The sequence below is a fragment of the Azospirillum thiophilum genome (assembly GCF_001305595.1).
Classification (GTDB): domain Bacteria; phylum Pseudomonadota; class Alphaproteobacteria; order Azospirillales; family Azospirillaceae; genus Azospirillum; species Azospirillum thiophilum.
The window spans coordinates 2,483,615-2,510,158 of record NZ_CP012401.1; the positions used below are offsets into that span (position 1 = coordinate 2,483,615).

At 64.8% G+C, this 26,544-nt stretch carries 27 protein-coding genes; 12 read left to right on the plus strand and 15 right to left on the minus strand.

The features are described 5' to 3' along the window. Positions 1-142: 142 nt before the first annotated feature. A complete protein-coding gene (locus AL072_RS11475) occupies positions 143-340 on the minus strand; it encodes a hypothetical protein (RefSeq protein ID WP_045580217.1) in 198 nt (65 codons plus the stop codon). A gap of 48 nt (positions 341-388) precedes the next feature. Further along, positions 389-583, minus strand: a complete 195-nt coding sequence (locus tag AL072_RS11480) for a hypothetical protein (protein ID WP_045580216.1) — start codon at positions 581-583, stop codon at positions 389-391. Positions 584-854: 271 nt separating this feature from the next. Between AL072_RS11480 and hisE the strand changes: the two genes are divergently transcribed. Further along, positions 855-1,244: a phosphoribosyl-ATP diphosphatase gene (gene hisE, locus AL072_RS11485; protein WP_052709857.1), complete on the plus strand. Its 390-nt coding sequence runs from the start codon at positions 855-857 to the stop codon at positions 1,242-1,244. 25 nt (positions 1,245-1,269) lie between these two features. Here the strand turns inward: hisE and AL072_RS11490 are convergent, their stop codons facing one another. Further along, positions 1,270-3,147, minus strand: coding sequence for a sensor histidine kinase (locus tag AL072_RS11490; protein WP_245636664.1), 1,878 nt, complete (start codon positions 3,145-3,147; stop codon positions 1,270-1,272). A 575-nt stretch (positions 3,148-3,722) separates the two neighbouring features. On the opposite strand from AL072_RS11490, the gene AL072_RS11495 reads away from it, so the two are divergent. After that, positions 3,723-5,516, plus strand: a complete 1,794-nt coding sequence (locus tag AL072_RS11495) for a hybrid sensor histidine kinase/response regulator (protein WP_045580214.1) — start codon at positions 3,723-3,725, stop codon at positions 5,514-5,516. Positions 5,517-5,596: 80 nt separating this feature from the next. Here AL072_RS11495 and AL072_RS11500 read toward each other — a convergent pair whose 3' ends face one another. The 4 genes from AL072_RS11500 to ftsH all read right to left on the minus strand — a co-directional run bounded on the left by AL072_RS11500 (position 5,597) and on the right by ftsH (position 9,503). Further along, positions 5,597-6,355: a response regulator transcription factor gene (locus AL072_RS11500; protein ID WP_045580213.1), complete on the minus strand. Its 759-nt coding sequence runs from the start codon at positions 6,353-6,355 to the stop codon at positions 5,597-5,599. A gap of 164 nt (positions 6,356-6,519) precedes the next feature. Beyond that, positions 6,520-6,714 carry a hypothetical protein gene (locus tag AL072_RS11505; protein ID WP_144428201.1) on the minus strand — a complete coding sequence of 65 codons (195 nt, stop codon included), beginning with the start codon at positions 6,712-6,714 and terminating at the stop codon, positions 6,520-6,522. Between the two features lie 74 nt (positions 6,715-6,788). Continuing rightward, complete coding sequence (locus AL072_RS11510; protein WP_052709856.1) at positions 6,789-7,577, minus strand: substrate-binding periplasmic protein; 789 nt, start codon at positions 7,575-7,577, stop codon at positions 6,789-6,791. 120 nt (positions 7,578-7,697) lie between these two features. Continuing rightward, positions 7,698-9,503, minus strand: a complete 1,806-nt coding sequence (gene ftsH, locus AL072_RS11515; protein ID WP_045580210.1) for an ATP-dependent zinc metalloprotease FtsH — start codon at positions 9,501-9,503, stop codon at positions 7,698-7,700. A gap of 292 nt (positions 9,504-9,795) precedes the next feature. On the opposite strand from ftsH, the gene AL072_RS11520 reads away from it, so the two are divergent. The 4 genes from AL072_RS11520 to AL072_RS11535 all read left to right on the plus strand — a co-directional run bounded on the left by AL072_RS11520 (position 9,796) and on the right by AL072_RS11535 (position 13,068). Beyond that, positions 9,796-10,617 (plus strand): ABC transporter ATP-binding protein, encoded by an 822-nt coding sequence (locus AL072_RS11520; RefSeq protein WP_045580209.1) that lies wholly within the window; start codon positions 9,796-9,798, stop codon positions 10,615-10,617. 7 nt (positions 10,618-10,624) lie between these two features. Continuing rightward, the gene (locus AL072_RS11525; RefSeq protein WP_045580208.1) at positions 10,625-11,425 is read left to right on the plus strand and encodes an ABC transporter permease; all 801 of its coding nucleotides are present in this window, start codon (positions 10,625-10,627) and stop codon (positions 11,423-11,425) included. Positions 11,426-11,445: 20 nt separating this feature from the next. Then, positions 11,446-12,474 carry an ABC transporter substrate-binding protein gene (locus AL072_RS11530; RefSeq protein ID WP_045580207.1) on the plus strand — a complete coding sequence of 343 codons (1,029 nt, stop codon included), beginning with the start codon at positions 11,446-11,448 and terminating at the stop codon, positions 12,472-12,474. Between the two features lie 159 nt (positions 12,475-12,633). Further along, a complete protein-coding gene (locus tag AL072_RS11535) occupies positions 12,634-13,068 on the plus strand; it encodes an ArsC/Spx/MgsR family protein (protein WP_045580206.1) in 435 nt (144 codons plus the stop codon). A 67-nt stretch (positions 13,069-13,135) separates the two neighbouring features. On the opposite strand, the gene AL072_RS11540 is transcribed toward AL072_RS11535, so the two are convergent. Further along, positions 13,136-13,531 carry an acyl-CoA thioesterase gene (locus AL072_RS11540; protein ID WP_042692918.1) on the minus strand — a complete coding sequence of 132 codons (396 nt, stop codon included), beginning with the start codon at positions 13,529-13,531 and terminating at the stop codon, positions 13,136-13,138. Between the two features lie 108 nt (positions 13,532-13,639). Between AL072_RS11540 and parE the strand changes: the two genes are divergently transcribed. Further along, positions 13,640-15,628 carry a DNA topoisomerase IV subunit B gene (parE, locus tag AL072_RS11545; protein ID WP_045580205.1) on the plus strand — a complete coding sequence of 663 codons (1,989 nt, stop codon included), beginning with the start codon at positions 13,640-13,642 and terminating at the stop codon, positions 15,626-15,628. 137 nt (positions 15,629-15,765) lie between these two features. Then, on the plus strand, positions 15,766-16,311 hold the full coding sequence (locus AL072_RS11550; RefSeq protein ID WP_245636665.1) for a hypothetical protein: 546 nt from the start codon (positions 15,766-15,768) through the stop codon (positions 16,309-16,311). A 22-nt stretch (positions 16,312-16,333) separates the two neighbouring features. Here AL072_RS11550 and AL072_RS11555 read toward each other — a convergent pair whose 3' ends face one another. Then, complete coding sequence (locus tag AL072_RS11555; protein ID WP_045580203.1) at positions 16,334-17,038, minus strand: alpha/beta fold hydrolase; 705 nt, start codon at positions 17,036-17,038, stop codon at positions 16,334-16,336. A 17-nt stretch (positions 17,039-17,055) separates the two neighbouring features. Next, positions 17,056-17,601: a hydrolase gene (locus AL072_RS11560; protein WP_045582277.1), complete on the minus strand. Its 546-nt coding sequence runs from the start codon at positions 17,599-17,601 to the stop codon at positions 17,056-17,058. Positions 17,602-17,857: 256 nt separating this feature from the next. Here AL072_RS11560 and AL072_RS11565 point away from each other — a divergent pair, with 256 nt between their 5' ends. Beyond that, positions 17,858-19,438, plus strand: coding sequence for a DEAD/DEAH box helicase (locus tag AL072_RS11565; RefSeq protein WP_045580202.1), 1,581 nt, complete (start codon positions 17,858-17,860; stop codon positions 19,436-19,438). 4 nt (positions 19,439-19,442) lie between these two features. Beyond that, entirely contained in the window at positions 19,443-19,685 is a 243-nt protein-coding gene (locus AL072_RS11570; RefSeq protein WP_045580201.1) for an Lrp/AsnC ligand binding domain-containing protein, read from the plus strand. 98 nt (positions 19,686-19,783) lie between these two features. Here AL072_RS11570 and AL072_RS11575 read toward each other — a convergent pair whose 3' ends face one another. The 3 genes from AL072_RS11575 to AL072_RS11585 form a co-directional block, all read right to left on the minus strand. Continuing rightward, on the minus strand, positions 19,784-20,203 hold the full coding sequence (locus AL072_RS11575) for a winged helix-turn-helix domain-containing protein (RefSeq protein ID WP_045580200.1): 420 nt from the start codon (positions 20,201-20,203) through the stop codon (positions 19,784-19,786). Between the two features lie 16 nt (positions 20,204-20,219). Continuing rightward, positions 20,220-21,344 (minus strand): PLP-dependent cysteine synthase family protein, encoded by a 1,125-nt coding sequence (locus AL072_RS11580; protein ID WP_045580199.1) that lies wholly within the window; start codon positions 21,342-21,344, stop codon positions 20,220-20,222. Between the two features lie 90 nt (positions 21,345-21,434). Next, a complete protein-coding gene (locus AL072_RS11585; RefSeq protein WP_045580198.1) occupies positions 21,435-23,123 on the minus strand; it encodes a methyl-accepting chemotaxis protein in 1,689 nt (562 codons plus the stop codon). A gap of 243 nt (positions 23,124-23,366) precedes the next feature. On the opposite strand from AL072_RS11585, the gene AL072_RS11590 reads away from it, so the two are divergent. Beyond that, positions 23,367-24,098: a DUF6065 family protein gene (locus AL072_RS11590; protein ID WP_045580197.1), complete on the plus strand. Its 732-nt coding sequence runs from the start codon at positions 23,367-23,369 to the stop codon at positions 24,096-24,098. Between the two features lie 18 nt (positions 24,099-24,116). Here the strand turns inward: AL072_RS11590 and gmk are convergent, their stop codons facing one another. Together gmk and AL072_RS11600 are read right to left on the minus strand one after the other, a co-directional pair. Continuing rightward, positions 24,117-24,764 (minus strand): guanylate kinase, encoded by a 648-nt coding sequence (gmk, locus tag AL072_RS11595; RefSeq protein WP_045582276.1) that lies wholly within the window; start codon positions 24,762-24,764, stop codon positions 24,117-24,119. Positions 24,765-24,769: 5 nt separating this feature from the next. Next, on the minus strand, positions 24,770-25,636 hold the full coding sequence (locus AL072_RS11600) for a YicC/YloC family endoribonuclease (protein WP_045580196.1): 867 nt from the start codon (positions 25,634-25,636) through the stop codon (positions 24,770-24,772). Between the two features lie 140 nt (positions 25,637-25,776). Between AL072_RS11600 and AL072_RS11605 the strand changes: the two genes are divergently transcribed. After that, positions 25,777-26,538, plus strand: a complete 762-nt coding sequence (locus tag AL072_RS11605; RefSeq protein ID WP_045580195.1) for an SDR family NAD(P)-dependent oxidoreductase — start codon at positions 25,777-25,779, stop codon at positions 26,536-26,538. Positions 26,539-26,544: the final 6 nt, after the last annotated feature.

A 26,544-nucleotide genomic window follows, 5' to 3' on the forward strand; every position in this document is an offset into this window, starting at 1 on the left:
CGCGCCAAAGGATGAGTCTGAAAAGAAAAGGCCGCGGCGGTCCGAATGAACGGACCGTGCCGCGGTCGCCTTTTTTCTTGCCGTTTCCTCACCATGAACTCCGCCCGAACCCTCGTCCGGCCGAATAACGGTGTTTTGCGGGCTAGTGGTGCAGTGCGTGGAACAGAATGGCGGCCGGGGTGGCGTTCGCCCAATCCGTCAGAAAGGCACCGACCGGATGGAGCAGGATCGCCGCCGGGGTGGCTTCGAGCCAATCGGCGATGAAGTCGCGGACTGGATGCAGGGACGGAGTGTCGCCGTGGAGGCTGTGGCCGTCGCGGTGAAGACTGAGCGTGCTCATGGTTGAGTCCCCGTTGGCAAAAGGGAAGGGGTGAAAGGCGCGTTGATGTCAGCGCTTCAGCATGCTCAGGACCATGCCGGCTGGAGTCGCTGCGGCCCATTCGCGCAGGAAAGCGGTTGTTGGACGCAGCACCAGATAGGCCGGGGTCGCTTCAAACCAAGCGGCCGGAAATTCGGCGATGGCATGCAGGGCATCAGTCGATACATGGTTGGCGGTGTCGGTTTGGAAAGTGGTGGTGGACATGATCGGTCTCCATCAGGCTGTTGAGTAGACTATATACTGGTATACCCAATGCCAAATACGCTTCCTCTGCATTGCTGAATGCTGCAAAAATTACAGCTTCCCCAAGATTTTCTTCGGCAGAACATCTTTGTGGCAGATATTCAGTTATGCTGACGATGCGTCCACCTTCTTTTGTCGTGGCGATCCTGAAGGTGTCCGGATGAATGGGTGAAAAGCTGGTTGATCAAACCAATGTCTTGACAGCGATCATCGAAAAAACGAATCCAGGTCCATGATTCAGTACATTGGCCCCGATCCCCTCCGCAGCTTGTATGACGCCGTGCAGACCCTGCGGCGTGAGCCTGCTGCTGCACCCGAAGCCTCCCGTACGGCAAAGCTGCTGGCTCAGGGACGTGCCCGTATGGCCCGGAAGGTCGGCGAGGAGGCGATCGAAGTTGCGATCGAAGCCATGCGCGGCGACCGCGACGCGCTGGTGATGGAGGCGGCAGACCTTCTCTACAATCTGGTCGTACTGCTTGCCGACCTGGACATCGCCCCCGATGAAGTTTTAGCGGAGTTGCGTCGGCGAGAAATGGCATTTGGCATTGCCGAAAAGCTGCCGAAGCCCGACGATCTTACTAACAACGTTGCTGTCGGGCCGGTAAAGCGAGGCAAGCGGTGAGCCGTTTCTTTGAGACTCGATCTGCTTAGATGTTCTCGACATCCCGTGGAAAGACGAGCTCAAAGCGCGTACCGCCACGTTGGGTAAAGCGGTACTCACCCTGGATTTGCTGGGTGAAGGCTCTAATCAGGTCCATGCCCATCGATCGCCGACCGGTTCCTGCTGGTGCCACCCCCTGTTCGGCACAGCCGGTGCCGTCATCCTCGACTGTGAGCTTCAGAAAATTGTCCTGTGCATTGACGGTGATCGTGATGATGCCGGCATGGCGATCGGCGAAGGCATGTTTGAAGGCGTTCGACACCACCTCGTTCAGGATCAGCGCAAAGGGAACCACCCGGTTAAGGTCGATGCTAAGCGGTTCCACTTGGTGCCGAATCATGATCTCGCGCCCCGGCCGGCGGTGGAAGCTGCTGAGATGGCCGGCCAGCGCCTCAATGAAATTGTCGAGCCGGACGGACGATACTCCCGTGGACCGATAAATCTGCTCATGGATCAGTCCCATTGTGTTGATACGGCTCAGCGCTTCGCTGAATGGTCCCTCCAACTCCGGCGTACGCTGGGCCTGTAATTCCAATAGGCTCAGGATGACCTGGAGGTTGTTCTTCACCCGGTGGTGAACGTCTCGCAGCAGCACCTCCTTTTCAGCCAGTGTCTGGTCCAGATGGCGGGTGCGTTCGGCGATGCGACTTTCAAGCGCTTCGTTGACGCATCGCAAGGCTTCCTGTGCGTCGGCGGCCTGACGCGACCGGCGCAACGCGATGCCGCCTAGCAGGACCAACAGGCACAACGAGGGGATGGCGAACAATGCATAGGGCTTCACCCTGTCACGCCATGCCGTCTCGACGGAGGTGATGTCTGTTCCGTATACTACGTAGATAGGCAGGTTCGGAACCTTGCGGCGAGCCAGAATCCGTTGTGCACCGTCGAAGGAGGTCACGATGCGGACGACTCCATTCTCTTCCGTGCCCTTGATCAACTCTGGGTATCGGCCGATGTTGACGCTGTCCGGTGCGGCGCTCGACGGCTCGCGCACCAGCACTTCGCCGTCCTCCCGCAGCAGCAGGACGACGTCTTGTGGATCGTGCAGGACCGATCGGTAGAAATCGGTGAAATAGCTCGGCTCCAGCGAGATCTGCACCACCCCGTGGAACCTGTGGTCGGTGGATTCCATCCGACGGCTGAGGGTGAAGATGACCTTGGACATGAGCTTGCCGCTCAGGCGCGGACCGAAATAAACCTGATCATTGCTCGCCCGATGTGCCTGAAAATACGCACGGTCCGCTACGTTCAGCGGGCGCATCGGCCATTCGAAGCTGCTGGCGCGCATCCGCCCGGTCTCGTCGGCGATCCAATAGGACTGTACCTCCGGTGCTTCGGCAGCCATGGCCTTCAACCGCTCGTGCAGCAGGGGGGAGGAGTCGACGCGCTCCCAGCCGAGATCGTCGATCATCCATTCGATATGGGACAATGTCGTTGCGTGGATGCCCAGCGTCTTGGCGGCATGCTCTTCCAGAACGCGGGCGATGGCGACGCTGCGGCTCTCCGCCTCCTCGATCACTTGATGGCGGTATTGGTGGGCCGCGATGGCCAGCAGGGCAGCCGTCAGAGTGACTGCGACAGCCAGCAGGGCCAGAACGGCGGGCGACGCCGCCTGTCGCCGCTCTCGGGCAGTGCCCCGCGCATTTTGCGGCATTCGATCATTGCTTTGGCGGCCATTGGTTCGGTTCCCACCGGCTTGCCGGCCATCCGCTTGGCGAAGGCCGTTGTCCGTGGCATCGGGTTCGTTGCTTATCCCAGAGATTGTCTCAGGTTCCTGCGCGGACCGGTTCGGGTGCGGAACGTTCCGCATGCCGGTCCGATCCTCTGCGGCGTGCGCGTGCTGATCGAAACCGGGAGAGGTCATCGGAGCGAGGCAATTCGGTTATGGTGAACGGTTGGTTACGCTCAAGCATAGCGTAACTGCAGCTTGCCGTCATCCAACAATCAAAACGATATTATCTCTATATATGAGGGCGCATTAAGTGTAGTTGCTTCTCAGAGTAGATGTTTGGCAACCAGACGGTGCTGGGACCGAATTCATAACTTCGCATATCAACCGAAGCGGCTCACTGCTTATCCCGATAAAGCAGATGGCTGCAACCGGTCAGAATGCTGTCGAACCATAATGTTCAACATTTCTATTTCGGCAAAAATGCTGTCGTGGGCAGAAGTGGAAAGACATGGATAGCGTAGGGAAAATCAGAAAAATCACGATATTTCATACACAAAAATACTCACTCACTGCAGTTCTTGCCGCGTTTCCCAAGAACAGCATCTTGGGAAGGGTCGGTTACAGCAGGCGACGAACTTTCGTAATATGCGACAAATTGAAACGAATGCTGCCCAATCGGTGAAATCGGCCTTGGAAGTACCGGCTTCCGGTGGTTCCATCGCAGGCGGGACAAAGGCCGACACGGCCGGTCGTGGGGGAGGCGGTTCATGACCGGGATGACGGCCGGGACGAAGAATGGGGGAACGGACGACGAACTGCTGTTTGGGCCGGAGGACGGCACGGTTTCGGCAGTGCGCTCCCAGCGGCCGAGCGGTCCCCCCTGGCCCATCCTGGTGGTGGATGACGACCCGCAGGTCCATGCCATGACCGCAGTCCTTTTGCGCGACTTCGATTTCGACGGCCGTCCGTTCGAAGTGGTGAGTGCGATGTCGGCGGAGGAGGCCAAGGCGATTTTGGTCGAAAGGCCGGATCTGCCCGTGGCCCTGCTGGACGTGGTGATGGAGACGGAGGATGCCGGCCTCAAGCTGGTTCGGCACATCCGTGACGATCTGGGCAACCGGCGCATGCGCATCGTTCTGCGTACCGGCCAGCCGGGCCAAGCACCCGAACGTGACGTCATCGTCGGTTACGACATCAATGACTACAAGGCGAAGAGCGAACTGACCGCCCAACGCCTGTTCACCACCCTGGTCAGCGCGCTCCGGGCTTGGCGCGACATCTTGACGATCGAACGCAACCGCCAGGGGCTGGAACGCATTCTCAGCGCCGCCACTACGCTGTTCGAGACGCGGTCGATGCGGAGCTTCGTCGAACGGCTGGTGGAGCAGATCGCCCGTGTCGTCGATCCCGGCATCGCGCCTGCCGTGCTGGCTTGTCGGCCGATTGAGCGGGACGACGGCACCCGTCCGGTCTCGGTGGTTGCCGCCCTAGGTGGATTTGGCCGGACCGTCGGGCTGCCGGTGGCCGACATCCTGCCCGCCGACGCCGTGGCGGCAATCGAGGAAGCCTTGAGCGGACACAGCAACCTGTATGGCGAATACAGGTGCGTCCTGATCTTCCGCACGCGCGAGCATGGCGTCACCGCTTTCCAGCTGGAGCGAGCGGAGCGCTACACTGCGGATGAGCATCGGCTTCTGGAACTGTTCTGCAACCGAGTCGCCATCGGCTTCGACAATGTCTGCCTTTATGAAGAACTGGTGGCACTGAACCGCTCGCTGGAACAGCGGGTGGCGGAACGGACGAATGAACTTGCCGCCAACCAGAAGGCGCTGATTCTGGCAAAGGAGAGAGTCGAGCGCGCCCTGGAATGCGAATTGCTGGCCCGTGACCGCCAACGGCAGTTCCTGGGCATGGTAAGCCATGAATTCCGCACGCCGCTTGCCATCATAGACAGCGCGGCCCAATTGCTGGCGATCCGGGCCGAGCAGGTGGAACCTGACATGCTGGAACGACTGGCGGTGATCCGCGGCAGCGTCCAGCGCCTGACCGGCCTGATCGACGCCCATCTGACCGATGAAAGGCTGCAGGGCAACGCATTGGTAGTGGAGCGTTGCGAGGTCGATCTGCCCGATCTGATCCACACCGTGGTTCAGCCCTTCCGCATCGCCTATCCCGATCGCAAATTCCGGATGGAGTTGGAGGAATTGCCGCGCAAGGTGGAGATCGACGCCCATCTGATCGGGCTGGTTCTGACCAATCTGATCAACAACGCGGTCAAATACGCTGCGCCTCCCAGCCCGATCCTGCTGCGCGGCCACACGGATGGCGCCATGGCGGTGATCGAGGTGGCCGACCACGGCCGTGGCATCCCTCAGCCGGAGATCCCGCGTCTGTTCGACCGCTTCTTCCGTGGATCCGGTGCGTCGGGCGTTCCCGGCACCGGCATCGGCCTGCATACTGTGCAGCAGATCGTGCTGCTGCATGGCGGCGCGGTCGCAGTCGACAGCGAATTGGGCAAGGGCTCCACCTTCCGGGTCGTGCTTCCCGCGCCGCATGCCTGAAGTGGATCGATAGCGATGGCGCCGATCTGGGATCCGGGCCATCGCGGACACATGCGGCCGACCTGACCTAGGCCCCCGACCTAGGCCTGCGGTGTACCCACCACACGGACCGGGGCGGAGAAGACGTAGCCGACGCCATGCACCGATTTCAGCGGGGCAGGACCGCCGATGGCGCCTTCCACCTTATGACGCAGGCGGCCGACGACGGTATCGATCGAACGGTCTTCCGGGTTCCAGCGGCGGTTGTACAGTGCCTGGGAGATCTGGTCGCGCGTCGCCGGCTTTCGTGCCTGGGCGGCCAGCAGGCTGGTCAGTTTCATTTCCATGCTGGTCAGGCTGATCCGGACCCCGGCCGGGTTGGTCAGGCTCCATTCCGTAGGGTCGAGGGACCAACGCGCCTCGTCGCCGTCGGCAAGAGCGTCAGCACCAGCAGCGCCATTGATTGGCTGGGCAGCCGATTCGGCAGCCCGCTCGTTCAAACGGCGCAGCAGCGACTTGACCTGTGCTTCCAGTTCGCGCAGTTCGACCGGCTTCACCAGATAAGCGTCGGCGCCGATTTCCAGTCCGACCACACGGTCGACGGTGGAGCCGCGCGCGGTCACCATGATGATGCCGGCATCATGGCCGTCGCGCAGCCGCGCGGCAATCTTGAACCCGTCCTCGTCCGGCAGGTTCACGTCCAGGATCACGATGGCGGCGTTGTGGATCTCCAGCATCCGGTCCAGTTCAGCACCGTCGCGGGCACCGATCGCTTCGAAACCGCAGCCGGACAGATACTCGATCATATCGGTCCGCAGGGAATTCTCATCTTCGACCACGACGATCGTCGGACCGGCCATCCCGTGCTCTCCCTATCACCACTTCAGCGGGTGAAACATACCCCAGAATGCATAAATTTTAAAACAAAGTCGATGCAACTCCAACCCTGCCGAACCCGCTGCGTCACAAACTGTCACATTAAGTGACATCTCTGTAACAGATTTGGTGAATCGGTCCAGGTCTTTTACGCCGCAATCTGTCCGGATCCGTAGCTCGCGCCGACGGCTGTCTGGCCGGACCGTAAGCGAGTGCCGAACTGGGTGATGCCGTCGCGCTGCACACGGCCGGCCTGGGAGCGTTTGGTGAACCCGGCGGGCAGCATGTCCATCGACCGCAGGGTGACGGACCGGATTGGCCGCGCATATTCGGACAACGGCATCGTGACCGTCCTGATGGCGACTGTGGTGGGGAGGATAACGGCCGCTATAGGAGTCAGTTGGGAACCGTGGCATTTCACGTCAAGATCCCGCTGCGCCGCCACAGAGAGTCCAACTGGCCGTCTTCTGTGAGACGGTCGAGCAATGAATTGAGCCACGCTGCGGCGACCGGACCGCCGCGGCGCGTCAGGATGGTATGCTCGTAGACCTGATCCGTCCGCTCCGAAATCAGCAGTTGGCCTGCCAGCCCGGGTTCGCGTTGCAGCAAGCGCGTCAGGAAAGAGCGGGTGACGATGGCAAGGTCGGCGCGTCCGGCGGCGACGCTGCGCACATTGCCTTCGTGCGTCACTGTAACGCGGGTACGATAACGCTGTTCCAGAACCTTCGGGTCTGCATCGAATCCGGCGAAGGCATAATGATAACCGAGTCGTCCAAGAATCGTCTTGCCGGACAGGTCGTCGAAGTAGCGCTGGTCGATCCCAGGCGCCGCTCTGGCCACGAACACTTCCGCGTCGTGCAGGAAGGGGCGCGTAACGTCGACCGCCCGATCCTGCCAGCCCCAGGCACGACTTTCGAAGGCGATCATATCGAACCGTCCCTGTTCCAGATCCTCGTAACGCCGTTGCGGTGCCGTCCGGACCAGTTGGAAGCGGCGTTCATTCTGGGCGGCGTTGAACAGGTTCAATAGATCCTGTGTGACGCCGCCGCCCGAATCATCGACATAGGGAGGAAATTCATAGGCGCCGACCTTGACGGTTACCGGCACCCCCTGTGCCCAAACCTTCCGGTCGGAGAGAAAAGGCAAGGCTGAAAGAAGAGGCAACACAGTCTTCAGCGCCGTGCGGCGGGATACCGGCCCCGTCATTTTGCCCTTCTCCTTTTGCCCTGATTCCGTGTGGTTACTCTACCCCCGTATGTATCCATGCTGCAATGCGTGACGTTTCCTGTCCGTCCTTCGAAGCAGGGCAATGGCAGGCGGTGACTGTCACGCCGCCTCGGTGGTCAGCTCTTCCAACTGGTCGGCCAACCGGGTGATCTCGTCGCCACTCAGGGTTTCGCGTTCCAGCAGCGCCTGGACGATGGCGTCCAGCGCGGCGCGGTCGGTGCGCAGCAGGCGGCGGGCATGGTCCATCCCCTCGTCGGTGATGCGTCGGACCTCTTCATCGATGCGCCAGGCGGTGCGTTCGGAGCGTACGCCTGGCTCGCCGCCGGCCTGGGCACCGCCGCCATAGGCGGCATGGGCGACGAAGCCGATTTCCTCGCTCATGCCCCAGGCGGTGACCATCCGGCGGGCGAGGTCGGTGGCGGCGCGGAAATCGGCTTCCGCCCCGGTGGTGACTTGGTCGGGACCGAAGGCGATCTCCTCAGCGGCGCGGCCGGCCATTGCGACGGCGATATCAGCCAGCAGCTTGGCGCGCGAGACCGACACGCGGTCGCCCTCCGGCAGCCGCACCACCATGCCCAGCGCGCCGCCGCGCGGGATGATGGTGGCCTTGTGGATCGGATCGGCCTGCGGACAGCGCAGGGAAACCAGCGCGTGGCCAGCCTCGTGGACGGCGATTAACCGCCGCTCGTGCGCCGACAGGGCAAGGCTGCGGCGTTCGGTGCCCATCAGCACCCGGTCCTTGGCCGCTTCGAAATCGGCCATGGTGACGATGACGCGACCCTGGCGCGCAGCGGACAGCGCCGCTTCGTTGGACAGGTTGGCGAGTTCGGCGCCGGAGAATCCGGGGGTGCCGCGCGCCACCGTGCGGGGACAGACGTCGGGCGCCAGCGTCAGTCGGCTGGCATGAACACCCAGAATCGCCTCGCGCCCGGCCACGTCGGGCAGGCTGACATGGATGTGGCGGTCGAACCGGCCGGGGCGGAGCACCGCGGGGTCAAGCATTTCCGAGCGGTTGGTGGCGGCGATCACCACCACGTCGCCGCCGTCGACGATGCCGTCCATTTCGACCAGCAGCTGGTTCAGCGTCTGCTCGCGTTCGGAATGACTGTTCGATTCGCCGCGCTTGCCGGCCAGAGCGTCGATCTCGTCGATGAATAGGATGCAGGGTGCGGCGGCGCGGGCAGTCTTGAACAGGCTGCGGACGCGCGCCGCTCCCAGCCCGACGAACATTTCCACGAAGTCGGACCCCGACGCGGCGAAGAAGGGCACGCCGGCCTCGCCGGCCGCCGCCTTGGCCAACATGGTCTTGCCGGTGCCGGGCGGGCCGACCAGCAGGATGCCCTTCGGCACGCGGGCGCCGGCCATGGCGAAGCGGCGCGGATCCTTCAGGAATTGGACGGTCTCCCGCAGTTCCTCCTTGGCCTCGTCCACGCCGGCGACATCGGCGAAGACGGTGCCGGTGTCCTCCGGCCGCACGCGGGTGGCGCGCGCCATCCCGAAGAACTGCCCGCCGCCGAGCAGTAGGCCGCCGATCAGCAATGCCACCACCAGGAAGGGAGCGGCGCGGTCGAGTACGCCCACCGTCCGGGCCAACAGGCCGTCGGGCCCCTCGTCGAAGGCGATGGCGACCTTGTGTGCGCGCAGTTCCTTCAGCAGGTCGTCGGTCACCGGCATGACGATGCGGTAGCGGGTGCCGTCACCGGCGACCGCATGGCCGGCGCCCCCGGCGAAGGTGATGGAGTCGATCTCGCCCCGGTTTGCCCGTTCGATCAGCGTGCTATAGGTCGCCGCCTCTTCGTCCGCCCGCTGGCTGTGATCGTACCAGGCGGCGAAGCCGAGCCATGCGGCGAGCAGGGCGGCCAGGACGGCGAGCGCGATCAACGGGCGTTTCGGCAACGTGGGCATGACGGCTCCGTGACGAGGGCAGGAGGATGGGGCAGGAGGATGGGGGCAGGGATGGGAGAGGGGCTAGCTTTCGATCTATGCCATAGATGCGGGACTGCGCGCCGCCGCGGCAACCGATAACGGCCTCCGTCCCTTCTTTGACACCGTAAGTGGGGCGTTCCCGAAATGGGCGGCTTCGGATTGTGCGGCCTTCTCAAGCGGTTGCCCATACGCTTCAGTTCGGACAGTATGTCCATCAAACCAAATGAGCCTGCCCAAACGATCCAGCCCAAACCATAAGGACCACACCGACATGGCCGAGGCCGCCGCGGCGCCCGCCCTCCGACTGGAAGGCGTGACCTGCACCTTTCCCTCACCCGACGGCCGGGGACGTTCCTACACCGCCGTACAGGGCGCCAGTTTCACAGTCGCCGATGGGGAGTTCGTATCGATCGTCGGCCCGACCGGCAGTGGCAAATCGACGATGCTGAACGTTGCCGCCGGCCTGCTGAAGCCCAGCGAGGGGCGCGCACTGTCTTTCGGGCAGCCGGTGACCGGCATCAATCCCAAGGCAGGTTACATGTTCCAATCCGAGGCGTTGATGCCATGGAAATCGGCCCTGGACAATGTCGCGGCCGGACTGGAATTCCGCGGAGTCGCGAAATCGGAAGCGCGGGAGCGCGCGCAGCCCTGGCTGGCCCGCGTCGGCCTGGACGGGTTCGGCGACCGTTTCCCGCACCAGCTTTCCGGCGGGATGCGCAAGCGCGTGGCGCTGGCCCAAACGCTGATCGTCGACCCGAAGATCATCCTGATGGACGAGCCCTTCTCGGCGCTCGACATCCAGACCCGCCAGATGATGGAGAACGAGCTGCTCGATTTGTGGGCGGCCGACCGCAAGTCGGTGGTCTTCATCACCCATGACCTGGAGGAGGCGATCGCGATGTCCGACCGGGTTCTGGTGCTGTCCGCCGGACCGGGCGCGCGGCTGATCGGCGAATACCGCATCGACCTCGACCGTCCGCGCGACGTGGCGGAAATCCGCATGACCCCGCGCTTCCTCGCTCTGCACCGGGAGATCTGGGGCCAGTTGCGCGACGAAGTGCTGAAGGGCTACGCCCAGACCAAGCTGCGGTGACGACATCATGAAATCCCATGCCAAGCGCCTGCCGGGCCGCCCGGTCATCCTGCTGCTGCAGCTCGCCGTCCTGATCGCCTTCCTCCTGGTCTGGCATGTCCTGACCGACACCAAGATACTCAGCCCCTTCTTCTTCGGCACGCCGGGGGCGGTGCTGGCCCGTACCTGGGCCGACTTCGCGTCGGGCGTCATCTGGTATCATCTGGGCATCACCCTGCTGGAGACGGCGCTGGCCTTCGTCATCGGTACGGTGGCCGGCATCGCCTTCGGCTTCTGGTTCGCCCGCGCGCCGCTGGTCTCCCTGGTGTTCGACCCGTACATCAAGGCGATCAACGCGCTGCCGCGTGTCGTTCTGGCGCCGATCTTCGCGCTTTGGCTGGGGTTGGGCATCTGGTCGAAGGTGGCGCTGGGGGTGACGCTGGTCTTCTTCATCGTCTTCTTCAACGTCTATCAAGGCGTGAAGGAGGTCAGCCCGGTGGTCCTAGCCAATGCCCGCATGCTGGGCGCCAGTTCCCGCGACCTGTTCCGGCATGTCTATCTGCCGTCCGCCCTGTCCTGGGTCTTCTCGTCCCTGCACACGGCCGTCGGCTTCGCCATGGTCGGCGCGGTTGTCGGCGAATATCTGGGGTCCGCCGCCGGGCTGGGCTACCGCATCCATCAGGCCGAAGGCGTCTTCGACACGGTCGGCGTCTTCTCCGGCATGCTGGTGCTGACGATCTTCGTCGTCCTGATCGACGCCGCCGTCACCATGATCGAGAAACGGCTGCTGCACTGGCGCCCGCAGGACAATCATGGCGGGCAGCACTGAATCCAATCGGGAGGAAAACAATGAGACTGAAATCACTGATCGCGGCCGCCGCGGTCGCCCTGACCTTGGGAAGTGCCGGCATGGCAGCAGCCCAGCAGAAGCTTGAGAAGACCGATATCAAGATCGCGGTCGGCGGCAAGCCGCTGCTCTATTACCTCCCGCTGACGCTGGCGGAACGGCTTGGTTATTTCAAGGATGCCGGGCTAACCGTCGAAATCAGCGATTTCGGCGGCGGCGCCAAGAGCCTGCAAGCCTTGATCGGCGGGTCGGCCGATGTCGTCACCGGCGCCTACGACCACACCATCCAGATGCAGGCCAAGGGCCAGCCCATCGTTGCGGTGACCCAGCTCGGCCGCTACCCCGGCATCGTGCTGGCCGCTGTCAACAAGGCCGGCACCGTCAAGTCACTCAAAGATCTTAAGGGCAAGAAAGTTGGCGTGACCGCTCCCGGCTCCTCCACCAACTTCATGCTGAACCATGTGTTGACCTCCATGGGCATGAAGCCGGAGGATGCGTCGGTCATCGGTGTCGGCGGCGGGCCCAGCGCCATCGCGGCGATTAAGCGGGGCGAGATCGATGCCATCGTCAATCTGGATCCGGTGATCAGCCAGGCCCAGGCCGACGGCGACATCACCGTCCTCGCCGACACCCGGACCGAGAAGGGCACGCTCGACGTCTATGGCGGCCCATATCCCGCGGCAGTGCTCTACGCCAAGCCGGACTTCATCAGGGAGAATCCGAAGACCACCCAGGCGCTGGCCGACGTCTTCGTCCGCACCATGCTGTGGCTGAACAAGGCGAGCACCGACGACGTGCTAAAGGTCCTGCCGGAAGAGTATTTCCTGGGCAACAAGACGCTCTATGCCGAGGCCTTCGAGCATTCGAAGCCGACCTATTCGCCGGACGGCCGCTTTACCCAGGAGGGCGCCGATGCGGCGTTGAAGGTGCTGAAGGCGTTCGACCCGGCGGTGGCGTCCGCGAGCATCGACCTGTCCAGGACCTACACCAACCAGTATGTCGAGGATGCGTTGAAGCGCCTGCAGAAATAATTTTCCCGGCGCCCGTTGGTCGGGCGTCAAATACCCATAGAAAAAATGTGGGCGCGGCATTCTGTCGCGCCCTTTTCCATGTTGCGCTGCCGTTAGACTGGACGAAATCGGTCCTGATTGCCTGCGGTCAGGCCACCCCATCCGACAGCGGAGTGTACCATGGCAGAGGTGATTTTCTACGCAATGGCCGGTTGCCCGGCGAATGCCAAGCAGAAGCAGCAACTGGCCGCCGCAGGCCACGCGCTGGTTGAGCGCGATCTTGCCACCGCCGACCTGACGGCCGACGGCCTGCGCGCTTTCTTCGGCGACAAGGAGGTCGGATCCTGGTTCAACCGCCGAGCCGCTGCGGTCAAGTCCGGCTCGGTCAAGCCCGACGCCCTTGACGAGGCTGGTGCGCTCGCCGTCCTGCTGGCCGACCGCGACCTGATCCGCCGCCCGCTGATCCAGGTCGGCGACCGCCGTGAAGCCGGCTTCGATCCGACCATCCTCCATGCCTGGATCGGCTTGACGTCCGGCGAAAGCTGCGACGACAAACATGCCCGCGGCCAGTGCGACCACGGGCACCAGCATTTCGTGAAGGCTCCGGCGGCCTGACCGCACTCCCCCTTTCCGGAGACCGGCGGGGAAGGGGGCAGGGAAAGGACGCCGGGTCAGCGAATCGTCATTCCGGCGGTACTTCGCGCGGCTTGCGGTCCTCGCCGATGGCGACATAGGTGAACACGCCCTCCGTCACCTTGATCGGGTCGGAGCCGGAACGTTCGCGGCGGACCCAGGTCTCGATCCGGACCCGAAGCGAGGTGCGTCCGACTTTCTCGATTCGGGCGAAGCAGCTGACCTCGTCGCCGACGAAGACCGGCTTGTGGAAGGTCATCGCCTCGATGCCGACGGTGGCGACGCGGCCATGGCTGCGCCGCACCGCGACCGTGCCGCCGGCCAGATCCATCTGTGCCAGCAGCCAGCCGCCAAAGATGTCGCCGTTCGGGTTGGTGTCCGCCGGCATGGCGATGGCCCGCAGCGCCGGGCCATTGTCGAAGTCGTAACCGTCCACCGCGCTCATGCTTCCTCCGGCATCACGAAAATTTCGCACACAAAAGCTTGTGGCAACGCACTATAAACGCCCCAGGATACGCTTGCGCACCCCTGACGAAATTCCTATCATCCCGCCATGAGCGATCTTTTCGAGAACGCGGCCCCCAAGGCCGACAGCTACTCCGCCCAGGATATCGAGGTTCTGGAGGGGCTGGAACCCGTACGCCGCCGGCCGGGCATGTATATCGGCGGCACCGACGACCGTGCGCTGCACCATCTGGTGGCGGAGGTGCTGGACAATGCCATGGACGAGGCGGTGGCCGGCCATGCCAGCCGCATCGACCTGGAGCTTGCCGTCGACGGTTCGGTGGTGGTGCGCGACAACGGTCGCGGCATCCCCATCGACGACCACCCGAAATATCCGGGCAAGTCGGCGCTCGAGGTCATCATGACCACGCTGCACTCGGGCGGCAAATTCTCCAACAAGGTCTACCAGACCTCGGGTGGCCTGCACGGCGTCGGCCTGTCGGTGGTGAACGCCCTGTCGGACCGGCTGACCGTCGAGATCGCGCGCGAGAAGCAGCTCTACGTCCAGGATTACAGCCGCGGCCTGCCGCAGGGGCCGCTGGCCCGCAAGGGCAACGTCAAACGGCGCGGAACCACCATCCGTTTCCATGCCGACCCGGAGATCTTCGGAGAGACCGCCCATTTCGAGCCGCACCGGCTCTACCGTCTGGCGCGGTCCAAGGCCTATCTCTACCGCGGTGTCGAAATCCGCTGGAGCTGCGACCCGGCGCTGCTGTCGGTCGATGCCACCACTCCGGCCTCCGAGACTCTGCATTTCCCCGGCGGCCTGCAGGACTACCTGACGGCGGCGCTGAAGGACCGCAAGACGCTGACGCCGTCGCCCTTCGCCGGTTCGCTCGACTTTCCCAACGGCCAGGGCCGCGTCGAATGGGCGGTGGCATGGCCGGACGATGACGAAGGCTTCTCGCACACCTACTGCAACACCGTACCGACTCCGCTGGGTGGCACGCACGAGGCCGGCCTGCGCACCGCGCTGACCCGCGGCCTGAAGGCCTATGGCGAGTTGACCAGCAACAAGCGCGCCGGTCAGGTCACCGCCGACGACGTGATGGGCGAGGCCTGCATCCTGCTGTCCGTCTTCATCCGCGAACCGCATTTCCAGGGGCAGACCAAGGAAAAGCTGGTGACGGCGGAGGCGCAGCGCCTCGTCGAGGCTGCGGTGAAGGACCATTTCGACCATTGGCTGTCGGGCGATCCGGCCAGCGCCAATGCCCTGCTCGAACGCCTGATCGAAAAGGCGGAGGAGCGGGCCCGGCGCAAGCAGTCCAAGGAGATGACGCGCAAGTCGGCGACCCGTCGCCTGCGCCTGCCCGGCAAGCTGGCCGACTGTTCGCGCAATTCCCCCGAAGGCACCGAGCTGTTCCTGGTGGAGGGCGATTCGGCCGGCGGTTCGGCCAAGCAGGCGCGCCAGCGCGAGACGCAGGCCATTCTGCCGCTGCGCGGCAAAATCCTTAACGTCGCCAGCGCGTCGGTCGACAAGATGAAGGCCAACCAGGAGCTGAACGACCTGACCCAGGCGCTTGGCTGCGGCATCGGCAAGGATTTTTCGACGGACAAGCTGCGCTACGAGCGGGTCATCATCATGACCGACGCCGACGTCGACGGCGCCCACATCGCCTCGCTGCTGATGACTTTCTTCTACCGCGAGATGCCGGGCCTGATCCAGGAAGGGCACCTGTATCTCGCCCTGCCGCCGCTCTACCGGCTGAGCCACGGCAACAAGCAGGTCTACGCCCGCGACGACGCCCACAAGGACGAGCTGCTGTCGCGGATGTTCAAGGGCAAGAAGCCCGATATCAGCCGCTTCAAGGGCTTGGGCGAGATGATGCCGGCCCAGCTGCGCGATACCACCATGGATCCGTCCAAGCGCTCCCTGTTGCGGGTGGTGGTGCCGAATGCCGCCGATCCGGAGGAAAAGCCGGAATGCGAGCGCACCCGCTCGCTTGTGGAAGACCTGATGGGCAAACGGCCCGAGTTGCGCTTCAAGTTCATCCAGGACAATGCCAAGTTCGTGAAGGCCGACGACATCGACGTGTAAGCTACAGGAGTCCAGCGCGGATGAGGACCGGGATCGCGATTCTGTTCCGGGATGAAGCGGCAGATGACGACTCGCCCTGCAGTCGGGCACTCCCCATATCCAGGGCAGCGTTACCAATCCACGGTTCCACCATGCGCATGCTTCCGCCGCTCGCCGCCTTGTTGCTGGGCACTGCCTCTCTTGCCGCCTGTACGAACGAGCGGGTGGTGGCGAGCGAGCCGGCACCGGCCTATACGCGGAGCGAGGTCGCCTATGCCGCCGGAAACCGTGACCTGCGGGTGGTCGTGCACGGCGATCCGTTCGGCATGTCGGCGGATCGCTTTGCGGAAAAGATATTGCCCTACATGCAGAACCGCGCCGGGGTGGTCACGACCTTGACCACCACACCGAACGATACGGCACGACGTGACTACAAGGTGGTGCTGGCCTTCAATGTGGCCGAGACGATGTTGAACTCCTCCCTTTGCACCGATGGCCCGATCCCGACGCGGCCGCCGGGAGGGCCCATCATCGTGCAGGGGGCGTTCTGCCGGTCAGGCGGTGCGCTGACCTCCGCCACCGGCTGGCTCGACCGGCCGTTGGGGCCGGACGATCCCGATTTCCACTATCTGATCAGCGACATGACCTTTTCGCTGTTCCCATCCCACCGCGCCGGCCTGTTCTGCGGCGCCATAGATTGCTGACGCCCGGTCGCCAGCGCGAGGGTCAGCCCCGCAGCAGCCAGTCGCGCATCAGAGCGGTCACCGCCTGAGGCTGCTCCATCGACGACAGATGGCCGCAATCCTCGATCAACACCAGGCGGGCGCCTGGGATGGCCGCGGCCATCTCCTCGTGGAGGTCGGGCGGGGTCAGGGCGTCCTGCCGGCCGCAGACGACCAGGGTCGGGCAGGAGATTGCAGGCAGGCCAGGACGGCTGTCGGGACGACCGATGATCGCGTCCTGCTCGCGGGCATAACCGTCAACGCCGACCCGCTCCATCTGCGCCAGCACCGCGCGGACGAATCCCTCGTCGGCCATGCGGTCGGGGTGGATCAGGCGGGGCAGGGCGGCGCGGATGACTTGAGCGTATTTGCCGGCGCGGGCGAGCGCCACCGCCTCGCGTCGCGTCGCGCTCGCCTCCGGCGTATCGGGACGGGCGTTGGTGTCGAGCAGGGCCAGACGTTCCACCCGTTCCGGCGCACGCCGCAGGATTTCCAGCGCGACATAGCCACCCATCGACAGGCCGGCGACGGCGAAGCGCTTCGGGGCTGCGGCCAGCACGGTGTCCGCCATTCCGCCGATGCTGCTGCACGTGGCCAGTTCGACCACCTTCGGGTCGCAGATTTCGGCGAGATGCCTGACCTGATGATCCCACAGCGCGGCATCCAGCGGCATGCCGGGCAGCAGGATCAGGGTGGGGCGCGTTGTCATGCCAAGCTCTCCTACGTTCATTTCACCAGCGCGCTGACGACCTTGAAAACCGGCGTGCCGGCCCGTTCCATCCATTCGAAAAGCACCATCTCGGTGGTGACGATGGTGACGCCGGCGGCACGCATCCGCTCCAACGCCGCGGCATGGTTGGCGGGGGTGCGCGACGACACCGCGTCGGCCACCAGATACACCGAACGACCTTGCTGGCGCAGCCCCAGCGCGGTCTGCATCACGCAGACATGGGCCTCCGTCCCGCACAGCACGATCTGCGGGCGCTTCAGTTCCACGATGGCCGCGTTGAACGCCGGCTCGCCGGTGCAGCCGAAGGTGATCTTCTCGATCACCGGGGTGCCGACGGGCAACTCGGCGCGCACCGCTTCGATCGTCGGTCCGAGGCCGCGCGGATACTGCTCGGTCACCAGCACCGGCACGGAAAGGGCGGCGGCCGCCTTCAGCAGCATGCCGGTGTGACGGACGACGCGGCCGGATTCGTGGATGGCCGGCAGCAGACGTTCCTGGACGTCGACCACCACCAGCACCGATTCCTGGGCATGTAGAATCATCGAATGCACTCGACCGTTCGATTTGGGGCGTTGGCCCCGGATCATGGCGTCGGCAATGACCGCGACTCGCGACACCGCCGTCCAGCACCCTACCGCAGGCTGCCCAATTCGCCAACGCGGCGTGTTTTCACGCCTATTTTCGGGATGGGAACATCGCATCTATTGACATGCAGCCATGACTTCCTATTCTTCGGCCCTATCCAGGCATCGAGCGTTGCCCGCTCGATTTGCGCACTCCAGAACAGAAACAGGTTGGATGCTTTTTTCGGAACTTGGGCTTGGCCCTGACGTCCTGCGCGCTATCGAGGACAAGGGTTACACCCAACCGACGCCCATTCAGGAACAGGCGATTCCCTGTGTCCTGCAACGCCGCGACGTGCTGGGCTGCGCGCAGACGGGCACCGGCAAGACGGCGAGCTTCACCTTGCCCATGATCGACATCCTGGCATCGGGGCGCGCCCGTGCGCGGATGCCGCGGTCATTGATCCTGGAGCCGACGCGTGAGCTGGCGGCCCAGGTCTCGGAGAGCTTCGAGACTTACGGCAAGCACCACAAGCTCAGCATGGCTCTGCTGATCGGCGGAGAGACCTTCACCGAGCAGGTGAAGAAGCTTGACCGCGGGGTGGATGTGTTGATCGCGACTCCGGGTCGATTGATTGACCTGTTCGAGCGCGGCAACATCATGTTGAACGACATCAAGGTCTTCGTGATCGACGAGGCCGACCGCATGCTCGACATGGGATTCATTCCCGACATCGAGCGGATCGTCAGCAAGCTGCCGAAGAACCGTCAGACCCTGTTCTTCTCCGCCACCATGCCGCCGGAAATCCGCCGGCTGGCCGATGCATTCCTGAACGATCCGATGGAGATTTCCGTCGCACCGCCAGCGTCGCCGGCCGAAACGGTGACACAGGCGATGGTTCTGGTCCAGGAGATGGACAAGCGCCGGGCGCTGCGTCATCTGCTGCAGACGGAAGACGTCAAGAACGCCTTCATCTTCTGCAACCGCAAGCGCGACATCGCAGTCCTGCAGAAGTCGCTGGAACGCCATGGCTTCAACGTCGGCGCGCTGCACGGCGACATGGTGCAGTCGAAGCGCACCGAGACGTTGGAGCGGTTCAAGCAGGGCGAGATCACGCTGCTGGTCTGCTCCGACGTTGCCGCACGCGGCATCGACGTGCAGGGTCTGAGCCACGTCTTCAATTTCGACGTGCCGCTCACTCCGGACGATTATGTCCACCGCATCGGCCGTACCGGCCGCGCCGGCAAGCAGGGCCGCGCGTTCATGCTCGCCACGCCCGACGACACCAAACTGGTCGGCGCCATCGCGCGCCTCATCAAGCGGGAGATTCCAATGATCGCCATCGACGGCCTGGAGACGGCCGAGTTCGGCGAGGAAGACAGCAGCGCCCGCCGGCGCGGTCGCGGGGGCCGTGCCGTCAAGACTGAGGCGCGGCCCGCCCGTGGCGGCCGCGAGGAACGGGCTCCGCGTGAAGAGCGTGCGCCGCGCGACGACCGTCCAGTCCGGGAAGAGCGTCCCGTCCGGGAAGAGCGCGTTGCCCGTGAGGAGCGTCCTGTCCGCGAAGAGCGCGCCGTGCGCGAGGAGCGTCCGGTCCGTGAGGAGCGCCAGCCCCGCGAATCGCTCGCTGCCACCGAGGCCCGCCGCAACAATGATCCGCGCCGCGACCGCGACCGTGATCGCCGCCGTCGCCGCGACGAGGACGACGACGACATGCCGGTGATCGGCTTCGGCGACCATATGCCGGCATTCATGCTGCGTTCCGCCCGTCCGCGCCCGACCATCGAGACCACGACCGACTCGTCGCAGGAGGGCTGAGACCGTGCAGACCATCTTCGTCATGGTCAAATGCGATCTCGGCAAGGCCTATGAGGTCGCTGATCAGGCCGTCCAGTTGATCGAACAGGTGTCGGAAGTGCATTCCATTTCCGGGCAATACGACCTGCTGATGAAGTGCTACCTGAAGCAGGACGATGACATCGGCCGTTTCGTGACCGAGCATGTGCAGACCCTGCCGGGAGTGCGTGATACCTTCACGCTGATCGCATACAAGGCCTTCGCATAGGGTTCTGAGATTTCGGATGAAGAAGGCCGGGCAGTTTGCCCGGCCTTCTTCTTTGGACGCAAGGACAAGGTCGGGCCGTGCTCGGCTGGCGATGCTGCCTATTCCTCCGTGGCGCATCCCGGCTTCAATCCCGGGTCTTTGGCAAAGCCGCCGTCATCGGCCTGCTTGTCGGTGCGATAGTCCGGGTTGATCCCTTCCGCCAGAGCGGCCAAGCGGTGGGCGGTGGCAACGCGGGCTTCGCGTTCCACGGCGCGGTAATGGTCGATCACCTGCTCGCCGAAGGCGGTCAGCACGGTGCCGCCGCCATGCTTGCCGCCGACCGCGGCGCTCACCACTGGTTCGCGGAAGATGCGGTTGAGATCGTCCACCAGCAGCCAAGCCCGACGGTAGGACATGCCCAACGCCCGCCCGGCCGCGGAGATGGAGCCGGTCTCGCGTATCCGTTCCAGCAGCATGATCTTACCGGGGCCGACAGAGCCGCCACTGTCGAAATCGATGCGAATCCGCATGCGGGTCATGGCTGCGCCTTCCTTCTCAACGCTCGGCGGAGGCGAGGCCATCACCGCTCCATGCACCGGTTCGGAAGAATTCATCGATCCGGGCGATCCACGGATCGATGTCCAGCCCCGAAGCCGCCAGCCAGTCGCGGTTGAAGTAGGTGCCCATGTAACGGTCGCCCGGATCGCAGATCAGGGTGGCGACGCTGCCCTGCCGGCCGTTGCGCATCATGCCGGCGATCAACTCGATGGCGCCGACCAGATTCGTGCCGGTGGAGCCACCGCAGGCGCGGCCCAGCCGGTTGCGCAGTGCCCAGACCGCGGCGATGCTCGCGGCATCGGGCACGCGGATCATCCGGTCGATCACCGTCGGCTGGAAGGAGGGTTCGACCGTCGGGCGCCCGATTCCCTCGATGCCGGAACCGCGGCCGACATCGGCCTTCGGGTTGTCGTCGCGGAAGCCCTCGAAGAAGGCCGAATGCTCCGGATCGGCCACGCACACCCGCGTCGGCAGCCGGCGATAGCGCACATAGCGCCCCATGGTGGCGGAGGTGCCGCCGGTTCCGGCGCCGCAGACGATCCAGTCCGGCACCGGGTGCGGTTCCTGGGCAAGCTGTTCGAAGATCGATTGGGCGATGTTGTTGTTGCCGCGCCAGTCGGTGGCGCGCTCGGCATAGGTGAATTGGTCCATGAAATGGCCGGCGCAGTCCTGGGCCAACCGTTGCGCTTCGGCGCAGACCTCCGATGCTCGCTCCACCATATGGCAGCGGCCGCCATAGAACTCGATCTGCGCGATCTTGGCGGGGGAGGTATTGCGCGGCACCACCGCGACGAAGGGCAGCCCGAGCAACTGGGCGAAATAGGCCTCGGAAACCGCGGTGGAACCAGACGAGGCCTCGATCACCGTCGTCCCGTCACGCACCCAGCCGTTGCAGATCGCATAGAGGAACAGCGACCGCGCCAGCCGGTGCTTCAGGCTGCCGGTCGGGTGGGTCGACTCGTCCTTCAGGTACAGCGTGATCCCTTGGGCGGCCGGGATTGGCAGCCGCAGCAGATGGGTGTCTGCGGAACGGTTCACATCCGCTTCGATGCGCCGCAGCGCCTCGTCGAGCCAGCCCCGGCGGGTGGTGGTTGCGGCTGCTGCGGGGAGGGGGGTGCTCATGGAATCCTGTCCGGCGTTTGGCTGTGGTCATCCATAGCGCGGATCGTCGCGGATTGCATCCGGCGCGGCACCTCCCTTGCCGCATGTCCTTCACCCCTGCCGGACGCGGGCGACGAAGGCGGACACCTCGGTCAGCATGCGGTCGGCGCGCTCGCCCATCTTGCGGGCCGCGGATGCGACCTCCGCGGAGGCTTGGCCGGTGGCGGTGGCGTGGCTGCACACCATGCTCAGGCTGTTCGACACCGACGTGACTCCCTGCGCCGCCTCGTTGACGTTCTGGCTGATGTCGCGGGTTGCGGCACCCTGCTCCTCGATGGCGGCGGAGATGCTCGAGGCGACGTCGTTCACCGTCTCGATGACGCCGCCGACCCCGCGCATCGCCTCGACCACCGAGGCGGTGGCGTCGGTCATCGCGGAAATCTGGGCCTGGACGTCGTCGGTCGCCTTGGCCGTCTGGTTGGCGAGATTCTTCACCTCGCTCGCCACCACGGCGAACCCCTTGCCGGCCTCGCCGGCGCGGGCCGCTTCGATGGTGGCATTCAGCGCCAGCAGGTTGGTCTGCTCGGCGATGGAACGGATCAGGTCGACCACTTCCACCGTGCGGCGGGCGACGTCGTCCAACTGTTCGATCAGCGCATAGGTGCGGCGCACATCCTCCAAGGCCCGGGCCGAACCGGAGGTCGATTCGGCGATCTGCTGGGCGATCTCCCGGATGGAGGCGGCCAACTCCTCGGTGGCGCCGGCCACCGCCTGCACGTTGCCGGAGGTGGTTTCAGCGGCACCGGCGGCGCTGCCCATCAGGCGGGTGGTCTGTTCGGCGCCGCTGCTCATGGCGCCGGAGGTGTGGGTCAGCTGACCGGCGGATTCGGCGACGCTGCGAACCATCGCCCCGACGCTGCTCTCGAACTCGTCGGCCAAGCGGGCCATGGCGACGCGCCGTGCCTGCTCGGCCTCCTGCTCCAGCGCGGCATGGCGCCGGCGCAACTCCTCGGCCTCGATCGCGCTGAGGCGGAGCGTTTCGACAGAGCGGGCGAGCGCACCGACCTCGTCGCCGCGGGCGGTACCGGCCACTTCGGTGCCGAGTTCGCCCCTGGCGATGCGGTCGGTGGCGTTGCCGATGGAGTCCAACCCCTTGGAGATGCGCGTGACCAGCCGGAAACCGACCAGCCCAAGCAGCAGCGCGGTGATCAGAGTGACAGCCAGCGTCTCGATCAGCGTCCGCTGGAAGGCGGCGTCGACGTCATCGATATAGACGCCCGTGCCGATCATCCAGCCCCAGGGCTCGAAGATCGCGGCCAGCGCCAGCTTCGGCATCGGTTCGGCGCCGCCGGCCTTGGGGAAATTGTAGATCAGGAAGCCGTCGCCGCTGCGGGCCGAGTCGATCAGTCCGCGGATCACCAGCACCCCGTTGCTGTCCTTGAAGTCGGCCAGCTTGCGGGTGCCCTCCAGGTCGGGGCGCACCCCGTGGAACATGTTGGTGCCATCGAAGAGATAGCCGAACATATACTCGTTGCCGAAATAGCGGATTGCACGAAGTTCGCCTTTGGCGCGGCTCTGCGCCTCCTCCCGGCTGAACTCGCCCTTGGCGACGCGCGCTTCGTAGGCCTGCATGATAGACAGCGACGTCTGCACCACCGCCTGGATCGAGTTGCGGTAACCCTCGACCATCGTCGTGCGCTTCGACGTTGCCGACCAGATGCCGGCCGCAAGGATGGCGACGAGAAAAAGCCCCTGAAGGATCAAGAGCTTTGCCTTGATGCTGTGAAGTCTGAAGATCATTGCCCGTCTTCCCCCGCATCCGCACCACACGCCTCCGCCGCCGTCGGGGAGAGGGCGTCGACTCGCGGCCGGTTGCATCAATTAAAAAATACTAATGTAAAGCGGATTCGATACTGGACTATGACCGGTAAGTCCAATCTCTAATGCGCGCTTAGGATTAATCCGAATGGGCGTCTTGCCGGTTGTTGCCATCCGGCAACCACGGGGTTACGTCCGATGGGGAAGTCTGGCAGGATGCCAAGCATGACGCTCATCGCCTATCCGCTGTCGGGAGCGCTGCCCGACATTCGCCCGGCGCGCCCGACGCGCGACTGGATCGACGCCTTGCCGGAGCAGTACGGCTACCGCTGCCTGCCGCTCAACATCGCCAGCATGCATGGGTGGGAAGTCTGCTGCCCGGTGCGGGCCACCGCCGTTTGGGACGGCGGCACCGGCGTCGACGCCATCCGCATCACGGCGGACGCACCCCATCCGCTGCTGCCGGCCAGCCATTTCGGTAGCGGCGTGCTGACATTCCACGTTGCGGCGCTGTTCCGCACGCCGCCGGGCGTCAACCTGATGGTCACCGGGCCGCTGAACCACCCGAAACACGGCATCGTTGGGCTATCGGGCATCATCGAGACCGACTGGTCGCCCTATCCCTTCACCATGAATTGGAAGTTCACCGCACCCGATGTGCCGGTCACCTGGGAGAAGGGCGAACCCTTCGCCCACCTGATGCCGGTCCAGCGCGGTCTGGTGGAGAGCCTGACGCCCGAGGTCCGCGACCTGGACGGCGATCCGGAAACGGCGGCGCAGTACCGGGCCTGGGCCGAGTCGCGCAGCCGCTTCAACACCGACCTGAAGACCCCCGGAAGCACGGCAGCCCAAGAACGCTGGCAAAAAGGCTATTACCGTGGCCGCCAGCCGGACGGCGGCGACGGCCCGCCCGACCATGAGATCAAGGTCAGGCCGAAGCCCTTTCCCAACCGGTAAATCCCTAAAAGCAGCGCTTTACAGCGTGTCCTGAATGCTGCGCACGAACTCCGGCAGACCAACTTGACGGCGGCGGCGCAGCCGTTCCGCGTGCAGGATCGACGCGACCGCGGCGATGCTCTCGTCGACGTCGCTGTTGACGATGACGTAGTCGTATTCCGGCCAGTGGCTGATCTCGTTGGAGGCCTTGGCCATGCGGTTGGCGATGACCTCTTCAGAATCCTGGCCACGGCCGCGCAGGCGGCGTTCCAACTCCGTTACCGACGGTGGCAGTACGAAGACGCTGACCAGATCGTCGCGGGCATTCTGCGCCAGCTGTTGCGCGCCCTGCCAGTCGATGGCGAACAGCACGTCGCGGCCGGCCCCCAGCGCATCCTCCACCGCCATGCGCGGCGTGCCGTAGCAGTTGCCGAAGACGCGGGCATGTTCCAGCAGGTCTCCGCTCTCGGCCATGCGGTCGAAGCGCTGCTGGTCGATGAAGTGATAGTCCTGCCCTTCGATCTCGCCCGGCCGCATCATCCGCGTGGTGACCGACACGGACATGGTGATGCCGGTATCGCGCTCGAGCAGGCCGCGGGCAATGGTCGTCTTGCCGGCGCCGGACGGGGAGGACAGCACCAGCATGAAACCGCGCCGGTGGATGAGGGATGAAGTGGTCGGGGCCATGGCGATCACTCGATGTTTTGGACCTGCTCGCGAAGCTGCTCGATCGAGGCCTTCAGCGAGAGGCCGATGCGGGTCAGTTCGACGTCGGCCGATTTGGAGCACAGGGTGTTGGCCTCGCGGTTGAATTCCTGGCACAGGAAGTCGAATCGGCGGCCGATGGCGCCGCCCTCCGCCATCAGGTCGCGGGCGGCGCGGATGTGGGCGCGCAGCCGATCCAGTTCCTCCCGCACGTCGGCCTTGCCGATCAGGATGGCGGCTTCCTGGGCGAGCCGTTCCTCGGGCAAGGCCGGGAAGGATCCCAGGATCGCGGTGACCTGGGCTCGCAGCTTCTCGCGCAGCGCCTCGGGCTGGGTCGAAGCGCAGGCCGACGCGGCATCGACCAGCCGGGCGACCTCGTCGAGATGGCCGTTCAGCACTTCTGCGATGCGGTTGCCCTCGGCGATGCGGTTGACGACGAGTTGGTCAATCAGCTTGGCGAGGTCGATCTTGATCGCCGCTTCGACGCGCTCACGCGCCTCGGTCTGATCCTCTTCCACCGGTTCGATGATGCCGCGGATGGCCAGCAGCGAATCCAGACGTGGCGGCGCCGCACCGGCCCCCTCGATCTCGCGGGCGAGTTCCAGCACCTGGGTCAGAAGCACGCGGTTGATGCGCAGTTGCGACACGTCCTGGGCACGATTGACGGTTAGCGTCAGATTGACGTTGCCGCGCGCCAGCCGCTTCGGCAGGTCGGCGCGGGCCGCCGCCTCGATGCTATCGAAACCCGACGGCAGGCGGCAGCGCAGGTCGAGGCTGCGGCCGTTGACGCTCTTGGCCTCGAAGGTCCAGGAATAGCCGTCGCCGTGCCCGTCGACTCGTGCGAATCCGGTCATGCTGGCTATGACGGGGCGATGGGCGGGCAAGGCGGCCTCATTTTAAAAGCGGTGTCGGATTTGCGGAGCTTATAAACTCGACAGTACCCGACAACAAGCTCCGGCACCATCCGGCAACTGGCGGACAGGGCAGAGGTTCCATGAAGCAGCCGCGTTCCATCGTCATCACCGGTGCCTCCAGCGGTATCGGCGAAGCACTTGCCGTTCTCTATGCCGCCCCGGGCGTGGCCCTGGCACTGACCGGCCGCGACTCCGCGCGGCTGGAGGAGGTGGCGGCACGCTGTCGTGTCGCCGGGGCGCATGTCGCTGTGGCGACCGTCGATGTGACCGACCGGGCGGCGATGGCGGACTGGTTGCAGCGAATCGATGCCGGCACGCCTGTCGATCTCCTGATCGCCAATGCCGGAATGTCGGCCGGCACCGGAGCCGGCGGCGAGACGGAGGAACAGGCGCGCCGCATCCTGGCCGTCAATATCGACGGCGTGCTCAACAGCATCCATCCGCTGCTGCCGACGATGCGTGCGCGGGGGCGGGGACAGATCGCCCTGATGGCCTCGCTCGCCGGGTTCCGCGGCCTGCCAGGTGCGCCGGCCTATTGCGCCAGCAAGGCGATGGTGCGGGTCTACGGCGAGGCACTGCGCGGCGATCTGGCCGAAGCGGGAATTCGCGTGTCGGTGATCTGCCCGGGATTCGTCAAGAGCAGGATGACGGCGGTCAACCGTTTCCCCATGCCTTTCCTGATGGAGACGGCGGACGCCGCCCTGGTCATCCGCCGCGGGCTGGAGCGCAACGCCGCACGGATCGCCTTCCCCTGGCCGATGATGACCGCGGTCTGGCTCTTGGCGCTGCTGCCGCCGGCCTGGGCCGACCGGCTGCTGCGGCAGGCGCCCCGCAAGTCCTGAAACCGT

Coding starts and splice junctions, on each gene's coding strand:
- AL072_RS11575 (WP_045580200.1), bottom strand. CDS start 20,203: ATGACCCGCATGCGGATTCGCATCGATTTCGACAGTGGCGGCTCTGTC.
- AL072_RS11550 (WP_245636665.1), top strand. CDS start 15,766: ATGCTTCCGCCGCTCGCCGCCTTGTTGCTGGGCACTGCCTCTCTTGCC.
- hisE (WP_052709857.1), top strand. CDS start 855: ATGATTCAGTACATTGGCCCCGATCCCCTCCGCAGCTTGTATGACGCC.
- AL072_RS11510 (WP_052709856.1), bottom strand. CDS start 7,577: ATGACGGGGCCGGTATCCCGCCGCACGGCGCTGAAGACTGTGTTGCCT.
- gmk (WP_045582276.1), bottom strand. CDS start 24,764: ATGGCCCCGACCACTTCATCCCTCATCCACCGGCGCGGTTTCATGCTG.
- AL072_RS11540 (WP_042692918.1), bottom strand. CDS start 13,531: ATGAGCGCGGTGGACGGTTACGACTTCGACAATGGCCCGGCGCTGCGG.
- AL072_RS11480 (WP_045580216.1), bottom strand. CDS start 583: ATGTCCACCACCACTTTCCAAACCGACACCGCCAACCATGTATCGACT.
- ftsH (WP_045580210.1), bottom strand. CDS start 9,503: ATGCCCACGTTGCCGAAACGCCCGTTGATCGCGCTCGCCGTCCTGGCC.
- AL072_RS11580 (WP_045580199.1), bottom strand. CDS start 21,344: ATGAGCACCCCCCTCCCCGCAGCAGCCGCAACCACCACCCGCCGGGGC.
- AL072_RS11560 (WP_045582277.1), bottom strand. CDS start 17,601: ATGATTCTACATGCCCAGGAATCGGTGCTGGTGGTGGTCGACGTCCAG.
- parE (WP_045580205.1), top strand. CDS start 13,640: ATGAGCGATCTTTTCGAGAACGCGGCCCCCAAGGCCGACAGCTACTCC.
- AL072_RS11555 (WP_045580203.1), bottom strand. CDS start 17,038: ATGACAACGCGCCCCACCCTGATCCTGCTGCCCGGCATGCCGCTGGAT.
- AL072_RS11535 (WP_045580206.1), top strand. CDS start 12,634: ATGGCAGAGGTGATTTTCTACGCAATGGCCGGTTGCCCGGCGAATGCC.
- AL072_RS11605 (WP_045580195.1), top strand. CDS start 25,777: ATGAAGCAGCCGCGTTCCATCGTCATCACCGGTGCCTCCAGCGGTATC.
- AL072_RS11490 (WP_245636664.1), bottom strand. CDS start 3,147: ATGACCTCTCCCGGTTTCGATCAGCACGCGCACGCCGCAGAGGATCGG.
- AL072_RS11600 (WP_045580196.1), bottom strand. CDS start 25,636: ATGACCGGATTCGCACGAGTCGACGGGCACGGCGACGGCTATTCCTGG.
- AL072_RS11590 (WP_045580197.1), top strand. CDS start 23,367: ATGACGCTCATCGCCTATCCGCTGTCGGGAGCGCTGCCCGACATTCGC.
- AL072_RS11525 (WP_045580208.1), top strand. CDS start 10,625: ATGAAATCCCATGCCAAGCGCCTGCCGGGCCGCCCGGTCATCCTGCTG.
- AL072_RS11520 (WP_045580209.1), top strand. CDS start 9,796: ATGGCCGAGGCCGCCGCGGCGCCCGCCCTCCGACTGGAAGGCGTGACC.
- AL072_RS11475 (WP_045580217.1), bottom strand. CDS start 340: ATGAGCACGCTCAGTCTTCACCGCGACGGCCACAGCCTCCACGGCGAC.
- AL072_RS11585 (WP_045580198.1), bottom strand. CDS start 23,123: ATGATCTTCAGACTTCACAGCATCAAGGCAAAGCTCTTGATCCTTCAG.
- AL072_RS11500 (WP_045580213.1), bottom strand. CDS start 6,355: ATGGCCGGTCCGACGATCGTCGTGGTCGAAGATGAGAATTCCCTGCGG.
- AL072_RS11530 (WP_045580207.1), top strand. CDS start 11,446: ATGAGACTGAAATCACTGATCGCGGCCGCCGCGGTCGCCCTGACCTTG.
- AL072_RS11505 (WP_144428201.1), bottom strand. CDS start 6,714: ATGCCGTTGTCCGAATATGCGCGGCCAATCCGGTCCGTCACCCTGCGG.
- AL072_RS11495 (WP_045580214.1), top strand. CDS start 3,723: ATGACCGGGATGACGGCCGGGACGAAGAATGGGGGAACGGACGACGAA.
- AL072_RS11565 (WP_045580202.1), top strand. CDS start 17,858: ATGCTTTTTTCGGAACTTGGGCTTGGCCCTGACGTCCTGCGCGCTATC.